Source organism: Spirosoma radiotolerans (genome assembly GCF_000974425.1).
Lineage (GTDB): Bacteria > Bacteroidota > Bacteroidia > Cytophagales > Spirosomataceae > Spirosoma > Spirosoma radiotolerans.
Map to the genome: position 1 here is coordinate 1,873,847 of NZ_CP010429.1, position 24,509 is coordinate 1,898,355.

Annotated in this window: 16 protein-coding genes; 8 read left to right on the forward strand and 8 right to left on the reverse strand. The window is 49.8% G+C overall.

The features are described from left to right. Nucleotides 1-37: 37 nt before the first annotated feature. A complete protein-coding gene (locus SD10_RS07430; RefSeq protein WP_046579184.1) occupies nucleotides 38-1,156 on the reverse strand; it encodes an endonuclease/exonuclease/phosphatase family protein in 1,119 nt (372 codons plus the stop codon). 189 nt (nucleotides 1,157-1,345) lie between these two features. On the opposite strand from SD10_RS07430, the gene SD10_RS07435 reads away from it, so the two are divergent. The 5 genes from SD10_RS07435 to SD10_RS07455 all read left to right on the forward strand — a co-directional run bounded on the left by SD10_RS07435 (nucleotide 1,346) and on the right by SD10_RS07455 (nucleotide 9,763). Then, nucleotides 1,346-1,858, forward strand: a complete 513-nt coding sequence (locus SD10_RS07435) for a ribosome maturation factor RimP (RefSeq protein ID WP_046376363.1) — start codon at nucleotides 1,346-1,348, stop codon at nucleotides 1,856-1,858. Between the two features lie 98 nt (nucleotides 1,859-1,956). Continuing rightward, complete coding sequence (nusA, locus tag SD10_RS07440; protein ID WP_046376364.1) at nucleotides 1,957-3,201, forward strand: transcription termination factor NusA; 1,245 nt, start codon at nucleotides 1,957-1,959, stop codon at nucleotides 3,199-3,201. A gap of 156 nt (nucleotides 3,202-3,357) precedes the next feature. Next, nucleotides 3,358-6,795, forward strand: a complete 3,438-nt coding sequence (gene infB / locus SD10_RS07445) for a translation initiation factor IF-2 (protein WP_046376365.1) — start codon at nucleotides 3,358-3,360, stop codon at nucleotides 6,793-6,795. 92 nt (nucleotides 6,796-6,887) lie between these two features. Further along, nucleotides 6,888-7,592: a metallophosphoesterase gene (locus tag SD10_RS07450; protein WP_046376366.1), complete on the forward strand. Its 705-nt coding sequence runs from the start codon at nucleotides 6,888-6,890 to the stop codon at nucleotides 7,590-7,592. A gap of 74 nt (nucleotides 7,593-7,666) precedes the next feature. After that, nucleotides 7,667-9,763 (forward strand): BatA domain-containing protein, encoded by a 2,097-nt coding sequence (locus SD10_RS07455; RefSeq protein WP_046376367.1) that lies wholly within the window; start codon nucleotides 7,667-7,669, stop codon nucleotides 9,761-9,763. A 36-nt stretch (nucleotides 9,764-9,799) separates the two neighbouring features. Here the strand turns inward: SD10_RS07455 and SD10_RS07460 are convergent, their stop codons facing one another. From SD10_RS07460 to SD10_RS07480, 5 genes are all read right to left on the reverse strand, one after another. After that, nucleotides 9,800-12,442, reverse strand: coding sequence for a glycosyl hydrolase (locus tag SD10_RS07460; RefSeq protein ID WP_046376368.1), 2,643 nt, complete (start codon nucleotides 12,440-12,442; stop codon nucleotides 9,800-9,802). A gap of 72 nt (nucleotides 12,443-12,514) precedes the next feature. Continuing rightward, nucleotides 12,515-14,917 (reverse strand): hypothetical protein, encoded by a 2,403-nt coding sequence (locus SD10_RS07465; RefSeq protein WP_046376369.1) that lies wholly within the window; start codon nucleotides 14,915-14,917, stop codon nucleotides 12,515-12,517. 26 nt (nucleotides 14,918-14,943) lie between these two features. Next, the gene (locus SD10_RS07470; protein WP_046376370.1) at nucleotides 14,944-16,059 is read right to left on the reverse strand and encodes a DUF4249 domain-containing protein; all 1,116 of its coding nucleotides are present in this window, start codon (nucleotides 16,057-16,059) and stop codon (nucleotides 14,944-14,946) included. A 167-nt stretch (nucleotides 16,060-16,226) separates the two neighbouring features. Further along, nucleotides 16,227-18,989 (reverse strand): TonB-dependent receptor, encoded by a 2,763-nt coding sequence (locus SD10_RS07475; RefSeq protein WP_046376371.1) that lies wholly within the window; start codon nucleotides 18,987-18,989, stop codon nucleotides 16,227-16,229. Between the two features lie 2 nt (nucleotides 18,990-18,991). Further along, complete coding sequence (locus SD10_RS07480; RefSeq protein WP_046376372.1) at nucleotides 18,992-19,717, reverse strand: hypothetical protein; 726 nt, start codon at nucleotides 19,715-19,717, stop codon at nucleotides 18,992-18,994. A gap of 335 nt (nucleotides 19,718-20,052) precedes the next feature. On the opposite strand from SD10_RS07480, the gene SD10_RS07485 reads away from it, so the two are divergent. The 3 genes from SD10_RS07485 (at nucleotide 20,053) to SD10_RS29810 (ending at nucleotide 22,815) form a co-directional block, all read left to right on the forward strand. Further along, nucleotides 20,053-21,183 (forward strand): PAS domain-containing protein, encoded by a 1,131-nt coding sequence (locus tag SD10_RS07485; RefSeq protein WP_046376373.1) that lies wholly within the window; start codon nucleotides 20,053-20,055, stop codon nucleotides 21,181-21,183. A gap of 456 nt (nucleotides 21,184-21,639) precedes the next feature. Next, complete coding sequence (locus SD10_RS28630) at nucleotides 21,640-22,614, forward strand: T9SS type A sorting domain-containing protein (RefSeq protein ID WP_052731109.1); 975 nt, start codon at nucleotides 21,640-21,642, stop codon at nucleotides 22,612-22,614. A gap of 60 nt (nucleotides 22,615-22,674) precedes the next feature. Beyond that, nucleotides 22,675-22,815 (forward strand): hypothetical protein, encoded by a 141-nt coding sequence (locus SD10_RS29810; RefSeq protein ID WP_169750810.1) that lies wholly within the window; start codon nucleotides 22,675-22,677, stop codon nucleotides 22,813-22,815. 93 nt (nucleotides 22,816-22,908) lie between these two features. On the opposite strand, the gene SD10_RS07495 is transcribed toward SD10_RS29810, so the two are convergent. Together SD10_RS07495 and SD10_RS07500 are read right to left on the reverse strand one after the other, a co-directional pair. After that, nucleotides 22,909-23,772 carry a manganese catalase family protein gene (locus SD10_RS07495; protein ID WP_046376374.1) on the reverse strand — a complete coding sequence of 288 codons (864 nt, stop codon included), beginning with the start codon at nucleotides 23,770-23,772 and terminating at the stop codon, nucleotides 22,909-22,911. A gap of 145 nt (nucleotides 23,773-23,917) precedes the next feature. Continuing rightward, on the reverse strand, nucleotides 23,918-24,361 hold the full coding sequence (locus SD10_RS07500; protein WP_227699167.1) for an SPW repeat domain-containing protein: 444 nt from the start codon (nucleotides 24,359-24,361) through the stop codon (nucleotides 23,918-23,920). Between the last annotated feature and the right edge of the window lie 148 nt (nucleotides 24,362-24,509).

Genomic DNA, 24,509 nt, shown 5'->3' on the forward strand with positions numbered 1-24,509 from the left:
TGATACAGGATGTATCATGAAACACATATATCCTATATCATTTCAACGCATACGTGCCTACAATAGGGTAGTGGTCCGAATACTTGATGTAGTTGATGGTTTCAAAGTTCAGCACCGTCAACTTCGGATCGTGGAACTGGTGATCAATACGAATGAAACCCGGTAAATGGTTATACGTAAACCCAAAACCCCGACCAGCGTCCTCAAAACTGTTTGGTAAGGTTCGGCGTAGCCGTTCATAGACCACACTATAGGGGGTATCGTTATGATCGCCGGTAACAATAACCGGGTAAGGGCTCTCATGAATGTAACGTTCCACCTTTATAACTTCTTCCCGGCGGTCGGTAAAGCCGTTGTGTAAGGCGCTTAATACACCACGTGTTTCACGCTGAACGCCTTTGATTTCTTTTTGCTTTAATACTTTACCGACCCGGATGCCCATTGAATGAAGATGGACATTAATGATCCGAATCGTATCATTACCTATTTTGACATTGGCCCAAACAATGCCATTCTGTGGGCCAAACGGCTCACGTCCAGATTGTAGTATTGGATATTTAGAAAAGATAGCGACCCCAACATCACCATCTGTTGCCTGTGCCATTTCCGGAAATAGAAACGCTGTATGCGTGTAGCCTGCCTCCTGAAATCGTTTGACAAGATTATAATCAGGTATAGTCGTTGAATTATAAAATTCCTGAAAACATTTGATGGGCGCGTCATAGTGCAACACGTAGTTCATCGTACGGCGAACTCGTGGTGAACTCTGATATAGGTCGTAGGAGGCAGTCAGGTCAAATGACTGGACATTGTAACTGAACACGTTGACGGGTTGCCCCTTGCCCTCAAATTCAGTTGGGGTATGCCATACAAATGTTCGGGAACCGAATAAAATCAGCCCGATTATCAATACCAGCCCGGAGAGCCAACTGCGCCAGGGTCTGGCTGTTAACCACAAGCAAACGACAACGAAGTTGAGTACCCAGGCTACTGGTAACGTAATCATAATCATGCTGGCCGACCAGTGCTCTGTCTGTAAACTATACAGCAGCCAATAGGCCAGACAAGTGTATAAAACCAGTAGTAAATTAATTGACCACAGCAACGACCGAAAAAAATAGGCGATGAACTGTCCAACTCGCATTCTGAGCGTCATATCGTCGTTATTGAGCGAGACTAATACCTTGAGAAAGCCAAAAATAAGGCATAATGCCCGGAATGCCTGCAATTGGTCCCGTAATGGGGCTTGCGATGCACGTATAAACGTATTACCTTTGTGGCACAAAAACCATATGGCATTGATTAAAAAAGGGAGTCGCACTCCCTTTTTTGTTAGCCTTACCTTATGGACGACAAAGCAAAAATTACCGAACTACTGCAACCTTACCTGAATGGCGATGAGTTTTACATTGTTGATATTCAGGTTGCTGGAAGGCAGGGTGGCCGTTTGAAGGTCACTATTTTATTGGATAGTGATGCAGGCATCAAAATTGATGACTGCGCCGATATTAGCCGTAGGCTGGGTGGGCAGATGGATGAGATGAATTTTTTTGGAGATTCGGCATTTACGCTCGAAATTTCATCACCCGGAGTTGATTATCCGTTAACGTTCCCTCGTCAGTTTACGCGAAACGTGGGTCGACAGCTAACAGTTACTCTGACGGATGGAAAAACGAGAAAAGGATGGCTGGATTCTGTAGCCGATGATCACATCGTGCTGGATATAGAAGCTGAAAAAGTATCGAAGAGTAAAAAGAAAAAAGAAGCTGATTTAGCTGCGGAAATTCCACCAGTCGGCCTTACGCCGATTCCATTCGAGCAGATAAAAAAAGCACAAGTAGAAGTATCATTTAAATAGAGTAGTAAGGAGTAAGTCGATTCGTTTTAAACCAGCGCTGCTGCACTGCTTACTACCCTTGATTTACAGACTTACGACTTACAGACTGTTTTACTACCATGACCAGTGGACTATTAATAGAATCGTTTGCTGATTTTGCCCGGTCGAAGAACATTGACCGGCCTACCATGATCACTATTCTGGAAGATGTCTTCCGGACGATGATTCGTAAAAAATACGGTACAGACGAAAACTTCGACGTTATTATTAACGCAGAAAGTGGCGATCTGGAAATGTGGCGGACCCGCGAAATTGTTGACGACGATTCGGAAGATATTTGGGATTATGATAAAATTCCCCTCGCCGAAGCGCGTAAAATTCAGGATGACTTTGAAGTCGGCGAACAAGTTGCCGAAGAAGTAAAGCTGGATGATTTTGGCCGTCGGGTTGTGCAAACAGCCCGTCAGACGCTCATTCAGAAGATAAAGGACATGGAGAAAGAACTCCTTTATCAAAAATATAAAGATCAGGTTGGTGATCTGGTTGGCGCCGAAGTATACCAATTGCTGAAGCACGAAATTATTCTGGTCGACAGCGAGAATAACGAGTTGAGCCTGCCCCGTACAGAACAGATTCCTAAAGATCGTTATCGGAAAGGGGAGGCTGTCAAAGCGGTAATCAGCCGGGTAGATATGCTGAACGGTACACCTAAAATTATCCTGTCACGTACCTCGCCGGTATTTTTGGAGCGCCTATTCGAGATCGAAGTGCCGGAAATTTACGACGGCCTGATTTCAATTCGCAAGATTGTTCGAGAGCCGGGCGAGCGGGCCAAAGTCGCGGTTGAATCGTACGACGACCGCATTGATCCCGTTGGGGCCTGTGTTGGTATGAAAGGATCGCGGATACACGGTATCGTTCGTGAACTCGGTAATGAGAACATCGACGTGATCAACTACACCGAAAATCTCGAACTGTTGATTAGTCGGGCACTGAGTCCGGCTAAAATTAGTTCGATGCAAATCGACCGGGAAACGAAGCGCGTATCCGTTTTTCTGAAACCCGACCAGGTATCGCTGGCTATTGGTAAAGGTGGACAGAATATTAAACTGGCCGGCCGGTTGGTTGACATGGAAATTGATGTATTCCGCGACAACGAAGGCCAGGAGGATGATGAAGACGTTGACCTGATGGAATTCTCCGATGAGATCGACGAGTGGATGATTCAGGAACTTCGCAAAGTTGGTCTTGATACGGCCAAGAGTGTGCTGGCCCTGAACAAAGAAGAACTCGTTCGGCGAACCGATCTGGAAGAAGACACCGTTGAAGAAATTTTGAATATCCTCAAACAGGAATTCGAATAAATGCAGTGACCGTAAAAAGAGGAATACGCCTTTGTTAAATTATTCCTCTTTTTGCACCCTAAACGCTTCAATATTGAAGCGAAGGGATTTTTATTGTTGGAACTGGTGTTCATACCTTACCAACAACTATTAAATTTGCCGAATATAGACCGAAGTATGGCAGAAGAAAAGTCAATGCGCCTGAGCCAAGTGGCAAAAATTCTCAACAAAGGATTATCCTCTGTTGCGAGTAGTCTGTCTGCCAAAGGGTTTAAGGTTGAAATTAATCCTAACACCAAAATCAACACAGAACAGTTGGAGGTGTTAGCGAAGGAGTATAAATCTACGGAACTCCTGAACGGAACTCGCCGGGCTGAACCGCCGGTTGCAGCCGCCGAGCCACCGCGTCGTCAGGAGGAGGATGTCGTTTTGTACCGTCGTGATGACGCGAGACGTCCAAATGTTGAAAACAAACCAGACTCAGCCCCGGCTGATTTACCCAAACCAACTGCAGAAGAGCAGAAATCAACTCCACAGACTGCTCAGACCGGTTTGCCAGGGTTGAAAGTGTTGGGTAAAATTGATCTGAACGCAAAGCCTGCTTATTCACAACCGGCTCCGCAAGCGAAAGCTCCTGCACCACAGGAAGTGAAACCGGCGGTGGTAACTCCCGCTGTTGCGTCCCCAGCATCGCCTGTTCCAGTAGCACCGGTTGCCGTGGAAACGCCCAAACCGGTTGCCCCGCCAGTGACACCAGCACCGCCTGTTCCAGTAGCACCGGTTGCTGTAGAAACACCGAAGCCAGCACCAACACCGCCTGCTGAAGCAAAACCTGTTTCGACACCACCCGTTTCTAGGCCAGTTGTTGCTGAACCACAAGCTAATGTCGCTAAAGCGGACAGCACGCCTGTGGAGACGCCCAAGCCGGTAGTTGCTGAACCTACACCCGCTGCGGTTCCGCCAAAAGCAGTGGTCGAACAGCCGGCTACTCCAGTTCCAGTCCGGCAGGAAGAGCCAAAACCAGCCGCACTGGAAAGACCAAAAGAAAACCGACCAGCCAATAACCAGCCAAAACCAGATCCTCAGCCAGCCGCTAAACCGGCTCCCGCTGAAGAGCCGGATGCGGCAACGGAAACGATTCGGGCAGCCGGTAGTCACCAGTTAGGAGGCCTGAAAATTCTTGGTAAAATTGAGTTACCCGTCAACAACCCGCGTCAGGGTGGTGGCGGCAATAACATCGATAAGAAAGGAAAGCGTAAACGCATTCGCGGTGGCCGCGAAGGTGGTAGCAACCCCAACCAGCCAAACCAGGGTGGCGGTCAGCCACAAGGACAGGGCGGCAATCGGCCTCCTCGTGAAGGCGATCGTGGCCCAGCTAACCGGACACAGGGTGATCGTCCACAAGGCGACCGCGCTCCGGCGACCGGACAACGGGAAGCTGCACCACGGGAAGGCAACCGTCCGCAAGGCCAGGGTGATCGTACTGCTGCACCCGTTAATCGTGCTGGGGGCAACGGGACAGGTCAGAACCAGGGACAGGGAGGCAACAATGCCAACCGGGGTGGAACGGGTAATAACGCCAACACAAATAATACTAACCGCTCAGGCGGTGGAACAGGTAACAATGCTAACCGGGGAGGCAACAATGCCAATCGGGGTGGAACGGGCAACAACGCCAACCGAGGAGGAACCGGTCGGCGGGAAGCACCAACACAGGCAGATGTTCAAAAGTCTATTCAGCAGACGAACGCCCGGATGCGTGGCAACACGCCAAACCGTGGAGCTGACCGTCGCCGTGATCGACGGAGCCAGCGGGAAGAGGACCGTCGTTTGATGAACGAACAGGAGGAACTGGAAGCAAAAACCCTGAAGGTTACTGAGTTCGTATCAGCCAACGATCTGGCATCGCTGATGGACGTGTCGATCAACGAAGTTATCTCGGTTTGTTTGAACCTGGGTATGTTCGTGTCGATCAACCAGCGGCTAGATGCCGAAGCGATAACGGTTATTGCGGATGAATTTGGATACGACGTACAATTTATCTCGGCTGAAGACGAAACGGAAGCTGGTATCGACGTTGAAGCCGATGAGCCTGATGAATTACAACCAAGGGCTCCAATCGTAACCATCATGGGTCACGTTGACCATGGTAAAACATCGTTGCTTGATTACATTCGTCGGGCCAAAGTTGCCGCTGGTGAAGCTGGTGGTATTACGCAGCACATTGGTGCATACAGCGTAAAACACAATGGCGACCGGATGATAACTTTCCTCGATACACCTGGTCACGAAGCCTTTACGGCCATGCGTGCACGGGGTGCTAAAGTAACGGACGTTGTTATCATCGTGATTGCGGCCGACGATAGTATCATGCCTCAGACACGCGAAGCCATTAACCACGCGCAGGTCGCTGGTGTTCCGATTGTGTTTGCTTTCTCGAAAGTAGACAAACCGGGGGCTGATACCGAAAAAATCCGGACTGAGCTGGCCGCGATGAATATGCTTGTGGAAGAGTGGGGCGGTAAATACCAGGCGCAGGAAATCTCCTCGAAATCCGGTCTGGGTGTTGATGACCTGCTTGAAAAAGTATTACTTGAAGCTGAACTGCTCGAACTGAAGGCAAATCCGTCACGCCGGGCACTAGGAACAGTTATTGAAGCCTCGCTCGACAAAGGTCGCGGATACGTTTCGACCGTTCTGGTTGAGAACGGTACGCTTCACCAGGGAGATATCATGCTGGTTGGCGCCCATTATGGCCGCATTCGGGCTATGACAAACGACCGGGGTGAGCGGATCAAGGAAGCAGGTCCCTCGCAGCCCGTACAAATTCTCGGTTTGCCGGGTGCCCCGCAAGCGGGTGACAAGTTTAACGTGATGGAAACAGATCGTGAAGCTCGTGAAATCGCCAACAAACGGGAGCAGTTACTGCGTGAGCAAACATTGCGTACCCGCAAGCACATTACACTGGAAGAAATTGGTCGCCGGAAGGCAATCGGTACCTTCAAAGAGTTAAATGTGATTGTGAAAGGTGACGTGGATGGCTCAGTCGAAGCACTTTCAGATTCACTCTTGCAACTGTCTACGGAAGAAGTTCAAGTAAACATCATCCACAAAGCGGTTGGCCAAATCTCCGAGTCGGATGTATTGCTGGCGTCGGCTTCAGATGCGGTTATCGTTGGCTTCCAGGTGCGGCCATCGGCCAGCGCCCGGAAACTATCCGAGCAGGAGCAAATCGAAATACGGCTCTACTCCATCATCTACGATGCGATCAACGAAGTGAAAGATGCTATGGAAGGGCTGCTAGCTCCGACTGTGGAAGAAGTCATTGTTGGTAACATTGAGGTACGTGATGTCTTCAAGATCAGCAAGATCGGTACAGTAGCTGGTTGTTATGTAACAGATGGTACGATCAAACGAAATAATAAAATCCGGATCATTCGGGACTTCATTGTGGTGCATACGGGTGAAATCAGCGCCCTCAAACGCTTCAAGGAAGATGTCAGCGAAGTGAAGTTCGGCTACGAATGTGGCCTGAGCGTTCGTAACTTCAATGACATTGAAGTTGGTGACGTGATCGAAAGCTTCGAACTGAAAGAAGTGAAACGGACACTTTAAGCTGAACCGATCCGCCGGATCGGTTCAAATATCAGCCCCAGCAGGATAACCTGCTGGGGCTTTTTTGTAACTTACCAGTTGATCTTAACTTTATGAATGTCCTAACCATCAGCGATCTGCACGGGCGAACCGTTTGGAAAAAAGCTAATACCGATGCGTATGATCGCGTTATTTTTTTGGGTGATTACACCGATAGTCATGTTTTTGATGACGAGACGATTTATGGCAATCTGAACGAGGTTATCCAGTGTAAACTTCGTCAGCCAGATAAATTTGTGCTGCTCATTGGCAATCACGATGCGCAGTACCTGCATTTCCCCTACTATCGCTGTTCGGGATTTCGCGAACGGGCGCAGCCTGAATTGAGCGCCTTACTGACTGAACACAAAGACCTGTTTCAGATCGCTCATCAACAGGGCAATTTCCTCTTTACGCATGCTGGAGCGACCCATAAATGGCTGACTCATTTTCTGGCGGAAACGGGCTATAACGCAGGTGAGTTTACACCCGACATCAATCTGGCCGGATTATTGAATGAAGCTAATCAACAAGCGGGGAGTGACCGGAACAGGTTATTCGAAGTTGGGCTGGTGCGAGGTGGATCGAATGCGTTCAGTGGACCTGTATGGGCTGACCGTTCCGAAACAATAGTTGATTTTCTGACTGGCTTTCAACAGGTTGTTGGTCATACGCCCGTAAGCGACTTCACAACAACAGGTAACGAAGCGGGTTCTATTACTTATACGGATGTGTTACAAACCAAAACGGCATTTTACGAAGTCATAATCCCTGATTAACTTAGGCACTAAAGAAACGAAAGGCTCATAACCAGTCGTTAGTATAAAAACCCTGTTTGCCGAAAATACCCTGAATGAATTTTCTCTATCCTTCTTTCCTGTTTGGTCTGCTGGCGGTATCGGTTCCGATTGCCATTCACCTGTTTAATTTTCGGCGAACCCGGCGGGTATTTTTTACCAATGTAGCTTTGCTTCGGACGGTACAAACCGAAACCAAATCGTTTCGCCGGCTAAAACACTGGCTCATTCTGGCCTGTCGGTGTTTGTTCCTGGCGTTTTTGGTATTGGCATTTGCTCAGCCATTTATTCCCAGCAAAAATAAACTTGGCCTGTCCCGACAGGGAGTAACGAGTCTATATGTAGATAATTCGTTCAGCATGCAGAATGAGCGGAACACAAAACGCTACCTCGATATTGCTACCAGTAAACTGGATGAACTGCTGACGCTCTTTCGGAATGCGACTTCGCTTCAGTTATTAACCAACGACTTTTCGGCGGCCGAGCAGCAGGCCGGAACGGCCGAATCGGTTCGTGACCGTGTAACATCCATCCGGTTTGCTCACACGCCCCGCACCCTCGAAACAGTCTATCGTCGGCAGCGGAATTTGCTGAGTTCGCTGAACCCCAGTGGGCGTAATCAACTTTTCTGGTTCTCTGATTTTCAGAAAAGCACCGCAGGCGATTTGTCAAGGCTCAAGATCGATACAACAGACCGGCTGTTCATTGTGCCCCTCGATGCACAACCCACAAAGAACGTCTATGTTGATTCCGTATGGTTATCGACGCCCTTCATTCGCGAGATGCAGAATAACAGCCTCAATGTGAAGTTAAATAATGCAGGCCGGGAGAATGTGAAGAATTTGGCCGTACGGTTGTATCTGGACGATACACAAACATCAACGGCTTCGGCCACAATCGACCCCGATGGTACGGCTACGGTCTCGCTTAATTTCAACGTAACATCAAAAGGATACCACCGGGGACGTATCGTTTTTGAAGACTATCCCATCACCTTCGATAACCAGTATTTCTTTGTCATTGAAGCGTCTCCGGCGGTTCGGGTGCTGCATTTATATGAACAAAAGTCGGGTCCGTCAGACCGTACGGCCGATTATGTCGATGCGGTTTATTCCAACGATAGCCTGTTTGTCCGGCGGAATTTCAGTGTACAAAACTTCGATGTGGGCCAGCTTAAGGAAACGGATCTGGTTGTCATGGAAGGGGTTGCCGACGTGGCGGGTACACTTCGTACGGAACTGGAGCGATTTGTTCGGCAGGGTGGAAGTTTGGCCATTATCCCCCCCACAAACCCGAATGTCAATTCATACGGCCCTTTCTTACAAACACTGGGCGTAGGCAGTGTGCAGGGAACGGCCACAGCGGGCGCTGCACCGACCACCTTACCCGTAGCTGACCCCGACCGACGAAATCCGTTCTTCCGCGATGTATTCCAGCAGAGCTATCAGTCAGAGCCGCTGAACATGCCGTCAGCCGCACCCGTTTGGCGGTGGAATGCTGGCGAACGCCTGCTGAGCCTGCGTGACGGAAATCCGTTATTGACTCAGTCAAAAGTGATTGGTGGTACGGCGCAGGGAAATGTGTACTTACTGGCTAGTCCACTTGCATCGGCGTACGGTAATCTGGCTGAGCACGCTTTGTTTGTACCAATCATGTACAAAATGGCTGCGCTCAGTGTACGGGCACAACGAACGGCCTATTCGTTCGATGATAACCTGATCACCATTCCCGTTATCAATCCGTCGGAGCGCGCTGTTTATAAATTGAAGCATGATAAACTGGAAATTATCCCTATACAGCGAATTGTTGGCAATCAGCTCCAGCTTGAAATGCCAAAAAGTAATGAACTAGCCGCCGGGCAGGAAGTAGAAGCCGGTTATTACGAGTTACGCCTAAATGACAAGACCGAACGTTTACTGGCCTTTAACCACGGCAACCAGGAGTCCGCAATGAATTTTTATTCGGCTGACGAATTGCGCAAAGTATTCGCCAATCAACCGAATGTTGAAGTGTTTGACAGCATTCAGGACGGCGATTTCGTGCAGGTGTTGGAGCAGGAGAACCTGGGTAAAAGCCTGTGGAAATATTTTCTGTTAGCCGCTCTGGCGTTCATGCTACTCGAAGTCGTACTTGTGCGTTTTATGAAGGGCTAATGACTATAGCCTGCTAGCCATTTTTTCGTTAACTACTTATCTTACTTCTGGCGTCAAGGTTACCGGGCCAAGCAGACCTGAAGGCAGCGCATCCCACGTTGTGGCATCGAATGGCTTATACCGAATGTCGACAATGTTGATATCATAAAACTTTTTCCAATCAGGATGCTGCCGGTCGTAAAGTCGCATATAATTGGCTGACAGATTTGTAACGGCAACATCCAATTGATTGCCGCTTGCTTTCAGTCGATTCGCGGGGATAGACAGCCGAAAAGGAAGGCACCAGGCTGTTCCTACCGGTTGGCCGTTTAGCCGAACGTCGGCGACTTCGCGCACATCACCCAGATCGAGCACATACCTCGATGCGGTGACCCCATTGGGCAAATCGAAGGTGGTCGTATAACGGGCCGTCCCTGAAAAATAACCTGCTGAATCTGAACGCGTCGTCCAGGAAACCAGGTTCGACATCGGGGCTGCTAGGCCTAAATCCGGTTGCTCTTTAGCAGGACGCGCCAATGCTGGGCGCGCCCTCTCGAATTGTACTTGCCAAGGATTCTGCAACGGAATAGCCGGTGTCGTTGACTGCGAAACGAGCCGTTGTTGTCCAGCCACATCAATATAAACGGGTGTGCCCGAATGTACATTGATAAAGCAGGACTCACCTGGCTCAAGCTGTAAAAACACTTCATTTTGCCCATTTTCACCTTTCCGAATAGGCATGGGTTCCTGCTGATTCGTTAGCGGATTATACCGAATTACCTGACCCGTCGCCGAGAGCGTAAGCCAGTTTTGATGGAAGCGATCACTTAGATTCGTAATAAAATATTGGGTCGTGTCTGTCGAGTGACCGTTGCTTTGTCGTTTACGAATAAATGATAACCCCTCGGCTGCCCAACTTTCAACCCGAATGTTCAGGCGTTTCATCGTTTCGAAGACATTTGGACTAACCACTACCGAATGTAGCTTTTGAAGCATTTTGCCCAATTGATGCACCTTTGCCGACCGCGCCAGATGATTATGGAAACCGGCTGCCTGCTGGGGTAATTGCCCATCGAAAACAATGCGTACACCCTGTTGAGCCAGTTTTGCCAGTTGCCGTAGTGAAGTTTCGGGGATGTATGTAACTCGAGGCACCAGAATAATCTGATACGTTGCCCCACTGGGACTACGAACGCCATGCTGGCTGGCCGTCAGGCTATTGAGTAAGGCGTCGGAAACATAATCAAAGGCGTAGCCCTGCTCTCCCAGTTGCTCGCACAACCGGCCAAAGGGCTGAGGTAATAACCAGCGTTCCACATGGTGAACTTCCAGTTGATGGATCCCGCCCGCCGATTTGGCGGGTGTGGCCCATAAATCGTGGATGGGAAAATAAACCAGTACGTCGTTGTCGGGTTTGCTTATTTGCAGCCGCGTCTGACAGCGTTCGATGTATTGATTCAGCAAAGGGAGGTGTGGCCAAAAATGCGACGTAGGACCGTAGTTGGTCGATGCATAAAATAGCCAGCCGGGCCAGGTTTCGGCGGGGGGCGAATAGGGTATGCCGTGATAAAAAACGTGGTTGACACCGGACGCGAACAACTCGTCTACCTGTGGCTTTACCTGCGACAGCGACACCTGAAAATGGTTGGCCAGCCAAGTGCCGGTTTCTGAACTGACCAGCGGTTTGCCCAGTAGGTGAGCCGCCGACGAAGCAAATTTCATGGCCAGCGGGTTGGGTGTACCAAACCGGTCGACCTCGTAGTTGGCATCCACGCGCAGTCCAGGAATTGGAAATCGGCTGGAGCCAAACGATTCCGTTTCGGGGATATCGGCGGCTGCGTACAGGTCGATCAGGTTGCCGGGCGAGCCATGCGCCTGATTCCGGGTTTTGTAGCCTGCTTTGTGCGCCCAGTTGGCCCAAGGTTTGGCAAAGCCGTCGAGCAGTAATTCGGCCAGCGTCTGGTGGTAGTCCTGGTGAACGAGTTGACTGATTGCCGTTTGTGTGGTATCTAAAAAAGCGGCCAGCTGGCTGTTGAGGTCGTAGCCGCGCCGGGTCCTGAATTCGGTCAGAAAATTATCCGTCCAGTTGGCCCCGTATACTTCGTAGGAGTCATTATAAACGGATCGGGGTTTTTCGGGCAAATGAGCCAGAGTCGAATCGAACCGGCGGAGGTACTGTTCCAGGGCCTGTTTGCTGAAGTAATCAATGACCAGGCCCTGTCCGCCCGGTGCGGGTCGTTTTACCTGCTGCTTGGTTAGTGTCGCGGTCAATTTGCCCTTTTCCAGCACCCACTGTTTAGCGGCCATATCGGTTGAGACACCAGGCCCGCCAAAAGGCCAGCCGGTTCCAGTCGTCAGGTCAACACCCATATTCAGCCGTTTTCCTTCGCGGACAGTATGCGCAAACACGGCCAGCCAGCGATCCGTCAGAAACGGGATAAACTGGTTCTCGTATCCTTTTACCCCATAAATCGGGATGATGTGAACGCCCCCGATGCCGGCCTGCGCAAACTGTTCGAGCTGGTGCGTAATATCGGCTTCGTTCACGGCATTGCCCATCCACCACCAGTACGTCCAGGGCCGGGCGGTGCTGGGCGCGGGTTGCTGCCCAGTCAACGCTGATCGAGGCTGGGCGGAGGAAATCGTCAGCGTATTCAGTCCCAGAGCCAGTAGCAGGCCAGCGAAGAAAATGGATCTCATGAAATAGCAAAAGAGCAAATGAACGGTCCGTCGTATGTGGTGAAAGAGTGCCAAGCGACGGCCTATACTCACTTACTTCGGGCTATTTTTTACATCGAACAGCACACGCTGGCTACCAGCCTGGCCATCGGTAGTCAGGCCATTTACCTCCACTACATAGGTCCCCGCCTGATCGGAGGTGTAAAACTGAATACGGCCTTTACCCTGCGCATCGGTTTTAAAGTCAGGGTTCCAGTACAACAACGTCCGGGCGTCGGGTAGTCGGCTGCTGATTTGTTTGTCTGTCTCGTAGCGGGGCGAATAAAACTCCCGTTGGAGCTGCAAGCCGTCGTAATCCAGCCTGAGTACACTGGGGCTTATCGGGAAACCCGCCAGATCACCTTTGTAGGACATGAAACTGATAACCCCCGGAAACAAAGCCGGGCCAATAAAATAGTGATTCGTGATAACATCGATCTGCTTGATTTTCAGGGGGCTGAAATCAATAATTTTATCCATGTCAAATTGAGGAACGCCATCCAGCAGCACCAGCGATGGGTCTTCGAAAAAAGTCCGATACGGTTCATTGGGAACATAGAGCCGGAAATGGCCCTGTTTTTTTCGGGGCATTACGCCCAGCACATACTCCCGCAAGACCTCTTCCATTCTGGGAAAACGCGTATACGCATCCAGGGCATAGGATTCTACGGGTTTTCCATAAAACGCGGAACTGTCTACTATTGGGTATCGGTACCGGATGGCCTGGTCGCCCCCGTACGTAGCCTGTACCTGCATGGCCACACTGCGGTTCAGGAGCTGATCGGCTTGCGACTCCATGACGGACAGTTCCGGCAAATGCGTGGTCGATACGGAGGCCGAGAACGGATTCGCTATCGTTAGTTTCAGAAGGCTATCCTTTGGATTAGTTTGTACCAGAACGTTTTTTGGTCCGTAGAAATCCTGCATCTCAAAACGGATTTGCCCGTCGGCATTACTTCTGGATACATACAGCCGAAGTGGTTTACCGGGCGCTGACAGATAGGTTATCACGTTTGGCATGGGCCTGCCCGATGCGGGGTCTGTTACAGTTCCCTGAATGAGTAATCCATTATGTTCGGGAATAAATGATCGTTTGGATGCCGTTGTGGTTTGGCTGCCGAGAATGTCGTTCCACCGGAACCGGCGCCACCCGTGGGTGAGCATCAGATTATCGGTTGCCTGAGCAACCTCGGCCGTTTCGGTCTGTAGATAATAGTCGGCCGATTCAATTTGTCCCTGCAAATCAGAGGTCATCCATAAATAACTCAGGATATTACCCGAATCCATACCCGCCAGGGAGTCGAGCCGATAAACGGATACCGACAACGCAGCCTGTTTCGACTGAGCGGCCGACGCTTCGACAAGAGCATCCAGGGTTACTTTGGTGCGGGAGGCATACTGTTTCTGGTCAGGTTTGAGGCCAATCGTCAGAGACGTAGTGGGGCGTTTGAAATACAAACGCTCACAAACGGGCTTGCGGTCGGCGTCGAAAATAGTCAGGTGGGAGACGCCTTCTCCCAACGCCTTTTTATCGACCAGGAATGTGGTTTCGCGTTGGATTGGCCGTTGTTCGGCGGCTTTAATTTCGTTTCGGGTATGCGCAAACAGATACACAGAGGAGGCTCCATCCAGATTGGTATTGACCGTTATTTTTACCTGATCGTTTGCCGTTTCCTCGAGTCGCATAGTGTAGCCCTGGGTGTCTACTATAGGGAGCGGTCGGGTCATCATTCGCCCTTTTTCGTCGGTCATCATGACCCGATAACGGGTGTTGGCCAGTGGCGTAAAGGCAAATTTTCCAATACCAAACTTGTGAGGTGAGAACTTCGCCAGGGTATCATTTCGCTCGTTCAGCAGCCACCCCCGAACGGCCACTCCATGGCCCGATGCATCGGCAACCTTAAACGCCACATTACCGGGAAGGTCCTGTACCAGATGGCCCCCTTCGGGGAAAAACTGAATGTCGTAGTCGGGCGTTTCCCGGAGTAGGGGCAGTCCCAGCGGCTTAAACGGATTGACGAGCGTAAGGGTCTTTTCGAAGAAAAAGCCGGGGCTGAAATTCTTCATCCAGCTCGTGTAGGCACGCAGGAGGTAGGTCCCGGAACTGAGCGAGGAGGGCAGAAACAAGGTGCCATTTCCTCCCCCCGTACTGAGCGCTACTTTCGTTTGCAGCACGGCCTTGTGCTCCTTGTCGAGCACTTCGACATAAGTCACTTTGCTGACATCGAGGGGCTGGTGGCGTGTACCATCGACATAATACACCTTAAACCACATCGTCTCACCCGTAAGGTAAAAGGCCTGGTCGGTATGCACAAACAGCTTTTCCTGAAGCGCCTGCCGCCGGTAGGTGTCAAATGGCTGCGTGAGTGTACTGACCGATGGCGGTGCCTGACCAAAGGTTCGCAAACTGCTGACCAGGAGCAGGTAAAAGAAGATGCGCAGTAGAGACGTCGGCATAAGAAGGCTTGTTCGGCAATGGGTAATTATTTCCAGAAATCAGGTCTTGTCAGTACACCGCCCAGTAAGCGACAATCCACGCAAAACTCAGAGGAGACCAGGTATCTACTAGTCTCACCATATTTTTTGATTGGAGTAGACTGAAATTTTATGATATCAGCCTGCGTAAAGGTATCGATCACACAGCCGTCGTAGCCCGTGACCGTACGGAATGGCACGTCAGTATAAGTAATAAAAATTCGTTTGGTTTCCACCGTTCCTACCCGGAAGAAGCCCAGCGCCAGTTCGTTTGGGTTGGTGGTGCAGTGTAGGTTTCCCGTAATCTGCGAGGGCTGAGGGTCGAAAATAGAGCCGATGTTCTGCGTTATCTTAGCCAGTTGATCATAATAGTCGAATCCCGGCTGGCTCAGGGCAAACTGCCTGACAAGAATGCTGTATTTGACGCTCAGCTTGTTCGAATTACTCGAGACAAAGACCAATGGGAACTGGCTCACAACATCCTGGCTAAGCCGCGTTGTGGAGGTGGTCATGATGTTGGTGGAACTGCCGCTGCGCCAGCATTGATTGACGCTGAACGGGCGGTCAACAATTTGGTTATTCTTCAACTCCAGCGTTGAATAGTAAGGCGTAAAGTACTCCCAGGTTTCGTCGTACTCCCAGCGGTAATAATGTGTATTGTTGGTTGGATCATGGGTATTCACATTGATCTGTACGCCGTTGTTTTCTATCCGCCAGCTCACACTGTCGATGGGGGGCGTCTGAATCACCGGTACATAGTCCGAGTAGTACTCCACCCCTTTGGCCGTTCGCACGTGCAGGCGGTACGTCTCCCCCGCTTGGGGCGTTACCCCCGACAGGGTATAGGTACCCGCCGTACCTTCTGTCAGGGGAAAGGTAGCTTTACTCTGGCTTTCGATTGTCACGGTGGCCTTCGTTTCCACGGTCGGGGCTTTGGTATCCGTCAGGTTCTGGGAGCGGGATAACTGAATCGTCGATGTAGCGCCCGCTGCACTGTTGAAGAATCCGTTCATCACCAGATAACTACCCGGCGATGTAATTTCGGGTGGACGGTAGGGATCTACGCACCCGCCAACGAGCAGGATGAGCCACCAGGTAAAGATTTTTATAGCTGCGTTTTTCATACGTGTAAAGCGTTAATCATTGTGTCATTCTTTTTCGGTGAGGTCAGGTTCTTAAACCTGACCCCGTTAGGTTTTGAGAAACCTATTAATAGGGAATAAACGAGGTTTTAAGAAACCTCGCTGAGCCGGGTTTAAGAACCCAACCCCACTAAAAAAGAATAATCTTCTCAAAATCTGAAGTTATACGTGATGGATGGGATAGGGTTGCCAAAAATGGATAGCTGATAGCCGTTGATGCGGCCATTTTCGGCTTTAAAATACACCGAATACGCATTGTGCCGACCCAGCAGATTATAGACCGAAACAGTCCAGGAACTGTGGGCCAGCTTTTTTACTTTATGATTGCCCTCAATATTCATGGCGATATCGGCGCGGTAATAGTCCGGAATTCGATACTGATTGCGTTCTGAATAAAGCAGCCGGGCCGAATTGTCGAGTATGTACTTGCCAACCGGAAGGGTAATGGGTCGCCCGGTGCTGTAGGTGAAATTCAGCGACAGGCTAAACCGACGGTTTATCTTGTAATTGCTGATCATCGTGAAGTCGTGCGGCTTGTCGTAGCTGCTGGGGTAAAAATTGCCCTGATTAATGTTCTCGCTGTTATTGAGCCCATTGGTACGCAGGAGTGTTCGGGCGTAGGTGTAGCTCAACCAGCCGTTCAGTTTGCCGGTCATTTTCTTGACCAGAAACTCGATACCGTAGGCTTTGCCTTCGGCCTGCACGACATCCGTTTCGATGTGGTGGTTCAGGATCAGTGTGGCACCACTCCGGTAATCGAGTAGATTCTGAAGGGTTTTGTAGTACGCTTCGACTGACAGTTCAATGGTGTTATTGCGGTTGTTTTTATAGATACCCACCGCATATTGATCGCCTACCTGCGGCTTGATATTTGGGTCGCTCAGTTTCCAGATGTCCGTCGGCGAAATAACCGTTGTGTTCGATAGCATCTGAATGTACTGCCGGGTCCGGTTGAAGCTCGCTTTCACAGAAGCCGTGTTTGATAGTGAATACCGGATGGCCAGCCGATACTCCGGCCCGTGGTACGTTGAAATGGCTTTGTTGTTGCCATACGAAAGGGTGTCGACGATGGTATTCACCGATTTTGGAAAACCCGACGCGTATTGGTATACCGACCCCGGTCCTAAATACGAATACAGCGAATAGCGCAGTCCGGCGCTGATCGATAGCTTTGGGTTAATATCGAAACGGTCGCCAAGGTATATTGCACTTTCCAGTCCCTGCTCCGTGGGTACTACATCGGGCAAAATCAACGATTCACCCCCATTGGGACCGAACGTGCCGGGGGAAATTTTATAATGGGTAGCACTGACCCCAAAATCAACGGCATGCTGGTTGGTTGGGTAATAGTTAAAGTCTGCTTTTGCCTGCGACTGCTTAATGGAAAAAGCCAGCTTATAAGCATTGACCGGATTCTTATCACTCGATACATCGTATTTATAGCCGCTGTAGCTTCCCGTAAAGACACTATAGAGTTTGTTCGTGATAATGTGTTTCCATTTCAGGGTTGCGGTCTGGTTCTGATACCGATAGGCGGTATCGCTATTGAGTTTAAACCGATCCTGACTTAAGTAGCCGGTCAGGTAGATCGTATTTTTCTCATTAAAATCGTGTGTAATGTGCAGATTGACGTCATAAAACTGCGCCTGGCTTTTCTGAAAAGACGCGTTTTGCAGTTGTTTGAGCAACCAGTCGGAGTAGGAGGACCGAACCCCCGCAATGAACGATGTTTTGTCTTTAAGCAGGGGCCCTTCCAGCGTCAGTCGGCCCGTGAGCAGGCCAATTCCCCCCGATCCGACAAACTTCTTTTTGTTGCCATCCCGCGTCTGCACATCCAGCACCGACGACAACCGACCCCCAAACCGCGATGGAATGGCGCTTTTGTAGAGCTCGGCGCTCTTGATCATGTCGGGGTTGAAGGCCGAGAAAAAGCCGAACAAGTGCGACGAGTTATAGATCGTTGCATCGTTGTATAAAATCAGGTTCTGATCCGTAGCACCCCCGCGCACGTTAAGCCCGGTCGAGCTTTCGCCCACCGTTTTGACGCCCGGCAGCGTCTGAATAACCCGGAGCAGATCGGCCTCGCCCAGCGCCGTTGGGACTTGTTTGATGCTTTTGATGTCGACCCGTTCCTGACCCATTTGAAGGCCCGAGATGTTTTTGTCTTTTTCGGCCTCAATCACCACTTCTTTCAGGGCAATCACATCGTCTTCCATATCCATATCAAACTTGCCATCGGCATACAGGATAATCCGGCGCCGGGTGTCCTTAAGGCCGATGCTACGCAGTTTCAGCTCGTGCCGTCCGCGTGGTAGCGTGATGGAATAAAAGCCAAACTGGTCGGAAACGGTGCCAATCCGTGGATTGTCCAGATAGACGGCTGCCCCCACAATTGGCTCGCCGGAAGATACATTACGCACATAGCCCGAGAGCGTCGATCGCCCCGGCCTGATCGGATTGGTGCGCTTGCCGATTTCGTATACTTTCGCTTCGGGCTCTACTCGTTTTACCTGGCTCTCCATCAGGTACGTTGAATCGACGCCCGCATCCGAGCGCCCCCGCACAAAGAAGCCAATGGGCAACTCGGTGCGAATGGGCCGGGTTGTTGTGATGTAAACGCGTTGTTGGTTATCAATGGCAAACGAATATTTCGTGCCATTGAAAAGCTGCTGAAGGACGGACCGGACGGTTTGCTTCTCAATCCGCATATCGACCGAAAGGCTGTCGGTATCAGCCGGGTTGTAGAAAAAACGATAGGCAGTCTGGGCTTCAATTCGCTCAACAAATTGGCTAAAGCGCAGGTTTGAAAAATCGCCACTGATGGGTTTTTCGGGTAAGGCCTGTCCTGATACGGTTGTCAGGCAACAAAGCAGGCCGAGAAAGAAGAGATAGGTGCGGTAATGTTGAGCCATAATTACTTGGTTAGTTCTTCATAACGTTTTGTCACCTGCGTAACGGCTACTTCACGCTGATCGTCGGTAAACTTCAACTTGTTGGCCCGAATGTATTTACGCAGGTTTTTAGCCTGGTCAGGGAACAGGTTGAGCAACGAACGCTTACTTTTTACTTCATGATACAGGCCTTCCTTTAGGATGTAAAAGCGGTCTTTTTGTACATAATCTGCCCGATAGGAGCCACTCGAAATATCCTCGTGAATGGTTTTTACCCGATGTGACAGCGCTTTGGTCCGACCATTGTACAGCACTTCATAAAAGCCCGTTGGCACACCTGCTGCGCTATCGCCAACGATGCGTGAAAACTGATAGCCCCCCAGCGAAAAGGCCGTCACGTAGTCGTTTCGCACCCGAAGCCGATACCCACCGCCTGGGGGCTGGACGGCCAGTTCGTCGCGAACGATGTCATACAGCATCTGGACTCGATTGTAATGTACCCCGTTGTAAAAAATAGTGCCCACCTGAAGGCTATCGATTCGATAAAAGGGATGAATTTTTATGCGGTGGTCGTGTGCAATATATTCGTTGCCTTCGTAAATATGAGCCTGCTCGTAAAGCGTTTGCTCGTAAGTCGTTATGGCTTGATTTCGGGCTACCTGCCGGAAGGAGGTATCGGGCTGAACGGGTTGTCCAGTAGCGGGTATGGTCAGGTAGAGAAGAAAAACAACGATAAACGTATAAGGCATAGGAGTCGAGGAAGCTGTGCGGTTAGATGACTGCCTAAAAGTAGCGTAAACCGATCAGAAATTACCCGTTAACGAGCTATTATATGATGATAGACAAATTTACTAATTTGCTTCTCGGTTGAGCGTGCCGTTGATATAGCTCACTTGCTAAGCGTTATACTATCGTTTATATACGCAAATAGAAGCCAAGGCCTGTTGTTTTAATGACACAGAGCAGGTTATATAGCCTGTTTAAGATACTGACATACAGTAGTTTGGTGTTTTGTTTGGCGCTATAGAAAATCTTTGATAATGTTTATATTTGCTTAAACAAAATGAACCCTTGACCTAACAAAATGAACCGGACGAATCTGCATTCAACAGAGTTATTGCAAAGCGTAATGATGGCGTCGCCTAACGGGGTGCTGATTCTTCAGGCGATCCGAGGGTCTAATGGCCAGATAATCGATCTGTACATGACGATGATAAACGCTGTGGCCGAGCAGGAACTGGATTGTCCCGCGGTTGAAGCATTAGGTCAGTCGTTCGCTGATGCCTTTCCTCATCTGGCCGAAAAAAACTTACTGGAAACCTACCGGCAGGTATTGGATACAGGACAATCGGCTCAGTTTGAGGTTCATTATTTTCGTCCTCCTCAGGCGAAGCTTATCTGGTTAGCCGTATCCGTTGTGCGGTTGGAAAAAAATCTCCTGATTACGTTCGCGGACATTACGGAAACGAAAATGGAGGTTGGTGAGGCAGCAATGACCGATACAATGCAACTGGTCTTCGATGAATCAGTCAATGGAATATCCATTTTTAACGCTATCCGCGACGAACATGGCCAGATCAGCGATTTCCGATTGATGATGGTAAATGAAGCCGGCCTGCGAATGACGGGCTATCAACGCGACGATGTGGTGGGCCGTACCATCTGGGAAATGTATCCGGCAACGAGCATCAATGGTCTTTTCAAGCAATATGTGCGGGCTTGCGAAACAAACCAGATCATTCAGGTAGAACACTATTATCCTGAGTATGACATCTGGCGGGAAGGGAAGATTGTCCCCATACCAGAAGGTATTATGGTTACCTATAATGATACGACAGCGATCAAAAAAGCCCAGGAAAAAGTTAATCAGCAGGCTCGGCTACTGGATGCCGTTCTGGACTATATTCCGACAGGAGTAGCTGTTGTCGAGCCCCTTTGGTCAGATAGGGGAGCCCCCGTCCGGATTGTTGACTTTCAGATCGTGCAGGCTAATTCGGCCTTAGAACAGGTCATTGGCCAGCCCGCATCGCAGCTAGTTGGCCAGTCCTTAACCCATGCGTTTCCTGACGCCGAAACGCTGCTTCGTCATTGCCGGGAAGGCATTGAGGAAGGCAGTACGCAGGCGTTTGACCTGCAACTGAGTCAGCAGCCGTACCGGGTTTCGGCAACCGCAAAGGGGGATCAGCTACTGCTGGCTTTCACCAAACTGAATTAACGGACATTTGCCAACCTGATTTTCCGGGCGAACTGAATTGCTCTGGATCAGTGTCCTAGTGACCTAAGCACCAATTTCAGTACATCTTTCCTGTGGTTACTTAGAAACGATGGAACACACTTTTTCACTCGTTTAATTAATCAACTCCCTGTTTTTCAGTTCAATAAATGCACGCCGACACGGCTAATGGATCCGCCATGTGCAGTCAGATGCGTCCTTTTAATCACATAACATGTTGATAAGTTCTAATGGATTCATTTATATTTACACTTTCAAAATAATTGTATATATTTTAAGGGATAAAATTCTGGAGATATACTCGCAATTTTTCTGATTTGTGGGTGTAAGTAGCAGACTGGTCCAGGTATACTGAATGGCACGTACCAGAACTAATCGACAGGCGTAACGCAGGAGCCTCGACAGAATCCTTTAATTTTTATTCAACCCCAAGCTATAATGAGAAAACTGTTACTATTTTTTGCCTTATTCGTATGTAAAGAAAGTTTAGCCCAGCAGGCTCAATGCGCCGTTACAACGAGTTATACACTCACCTATCAGTCAACGGATGGCGCTGGCAATTGTACCTTTCTATTTAAGCCCACCGTGACCATCAATCAGTCAGGGGCTTCTGTTAAGTTGGTACGATACACGTTCACCGTCGGTAATACGACCGTAAACGTCTGTTACTCCGACAGCCCGGTTGTTATCGCAAACTGCAATGGTTCCTTTAACGCCATGCCCAGTGGAGCGAATCAGGTATTCCCGACTGCCACCGTTGTCTTGCCCTGCAGTAGTGGTAGTCTGGTAATGACTGGAAGCACGTCTGCACAGGGCGCTAGCACGTGTACCACCCAACAGGTGTATAGCGGGCCTCTGCCCGTTAAACTCGTTTCGTTCTCCGGAGCCGCTAAACCGAATGGAGTAAAACTGAATTGGGTAACCGAATGGGAGTCTATCAATGCCGGGTTCGACGTTCAGAAAAGCACCAACGCTAAATCATTCGAGGTAATTGGTACTATAAAAGGGAATGCCACCACCAACCAGGCGTCTACCTATGAGTTTACTGATCAGGATGTTCAGCCAGGGCAGCTGTATTACTATCGCCTGAAACAGAACGATGTAGATGGATCGTTTACGTATTCCCAAATTGTGGCCGTTCGGTATACCGCAGATCAGGACATACAAGCCAAAGTGTATCCGAATGCAACCACAGGAGATAGCTTTATGCTCTCGATGCTGAAGGCCCAGTCGGCAACCGTTCGCCTGTTTACCCAGGCCGGGGTTGAACTGCCCGTAACGGTCACGAAAACAGGAGATCCGAATTTGGTTTCGGTCGTTGCTCAATCACCCTTAGCCAAAGGGATTTACCTCCTTAAACTTTCCAGTGCAGATAGCCAGCAGCAAAAGTCGCTGAAAGTAGTCGTTCAATGAACGCAATGGAGTGAAAATGATGACTTCAAACATAGTTAACAACTTTTAATTGTGCCAAAAATGGCTAGGAAAACAACACCCTCCGTAAATTCATTGCCCAAAAAGTCATATAAAACGCCCGCCGTTAAGTGGCTTGGAAGCGTTAAAAAACTAACGCTCAAGAGTGGTTCAGCTACCGATGGCTTCGGCACGTTTGCGTAATGTCGGTTACAGTTAGCCATAAAAATAAGACAAGGTCCACCCGTTCGCTGTAAGGCAAACGAGTGGACCTTGTCTTATTTTAAAAAGAACCGCTTAGCTTTTTTGGCCTGCTCCTTCCATTTGTTCTGTCTGCGCATGGCCCGCGGGTGTTGGTGGACCTAACATTGGTTCGCCACCCATCGGCTGCGCTTTCACCTCCCGAAACTCGCTCCGGCCATCCAGCGATGGGCCATGGGTCCACCGGCGATTAACGCCAACGGTTGGCTCTGCGGGATCAATATTCGTGTTTACAAAGGCATAGTTGAACTCCTGATTTTCCAGGTTTTGGGGGAAGCTGTTTGGAATTGGCAGCACATTACGAGCATCGCCGTTGCCCAACTCTTCCAAAACGGCTAGCCATTGTTGCTGGTGCATGGTGTCGCGGGCAATCAGGAAAGACAGCATGTCTTTCATCCCAGCGTCATCCGTCAATTCATACAGGCGTGTTGCCAGGGTACGGCCCGTTGCTTCGGCCATAACGTTGGCATACATGTCAGCGGCAATATTTCCCGAACTCACTACCCAGGAGCCATTGAAGGGGACACCGTTGGCATCCGACGCCAGGGCACCCAGACCACCCGACAAAAAATGCCGTGGGTCGCCACCACCAACGATTTTCTCCATGATCGGGTCGTTCCCAACAATCGTGTCAATCACGCTACTCGACGCGCCTTCCAGATTGAGGGACACAGCGGTAGCCAGCATCTCAATGTGGGCAATCTCTTCGGTGCCTGTGTCTAACAGCATATCGCGGTAGCGCACGGGACCACGCGAGTTCCATGCCTGAAAAAGATACTGTAAACATACCCGAATCTCTCCTTCAATGCCGCCAATGGCTTGCTGAAGGGCGCGTGCAAACTGCGGGTTTGGTTTGTCAACCCGTACATTATACTGTAGTTTCTTGTCGTGATAGAACATAATGTTTGAGTAAGGGGTCTATTGGTTATTACGTTGATTAGGGACGCGGCTGTTTGTATGGAACCGCTAGCCGATGAACAGCAACCGTACTTTCCGGGCTGGTAAATTGGGATAGAAATGAGGTAGCGGTCACCTTCTGGTAAGCCTAGATTAATTTTTGGGATGTAGGCTTGGGCTGAGTTAGCAAACCTGCCCCTACCTCAAGAATGCCAAAGGCAAGATGTGGCCAGACGATGCGTTTAGCGAAACCCAGGAGCCAAGGCGAAGCCGCCACCAGAAGGCCACTTAGCGTATCGACGGTTAGGTGTGTCGTCATGGGTACTTTTTTAACTACCCCAGCTTCGTAATCGGTAAAGGCCGATAAGCCCAATACGGCAACGCCCGTACCGAGTGCTACCTGGCGAGCCTTATCGTTGTCGGCAAAGTCAAACAGCCAGGGTGATGCCATAAAGAGGGCCCCTGTCGTATAGTCCAGCAAACCATGGACTTTGGTTGGAATCGGTTTCATAAGGCTATCTGTTTTATCGCTCAGAGATAGTTTTTCAATGCGCGTACTTGTCATAACCAGCCGCTGGCTGGTCTGTGCCATAAAGCGGTGTTCAAATAAGGTAACGGCCGACTATTGGCCCATTCCCTTATTTGCCGGGTACTGGACTGGTCTACTCACGGTTGAGTAGTCTGGAAATGTATTGCTTACCAGACTTTATCACCACTGAGTTGAAACCCGGTGGTGATAA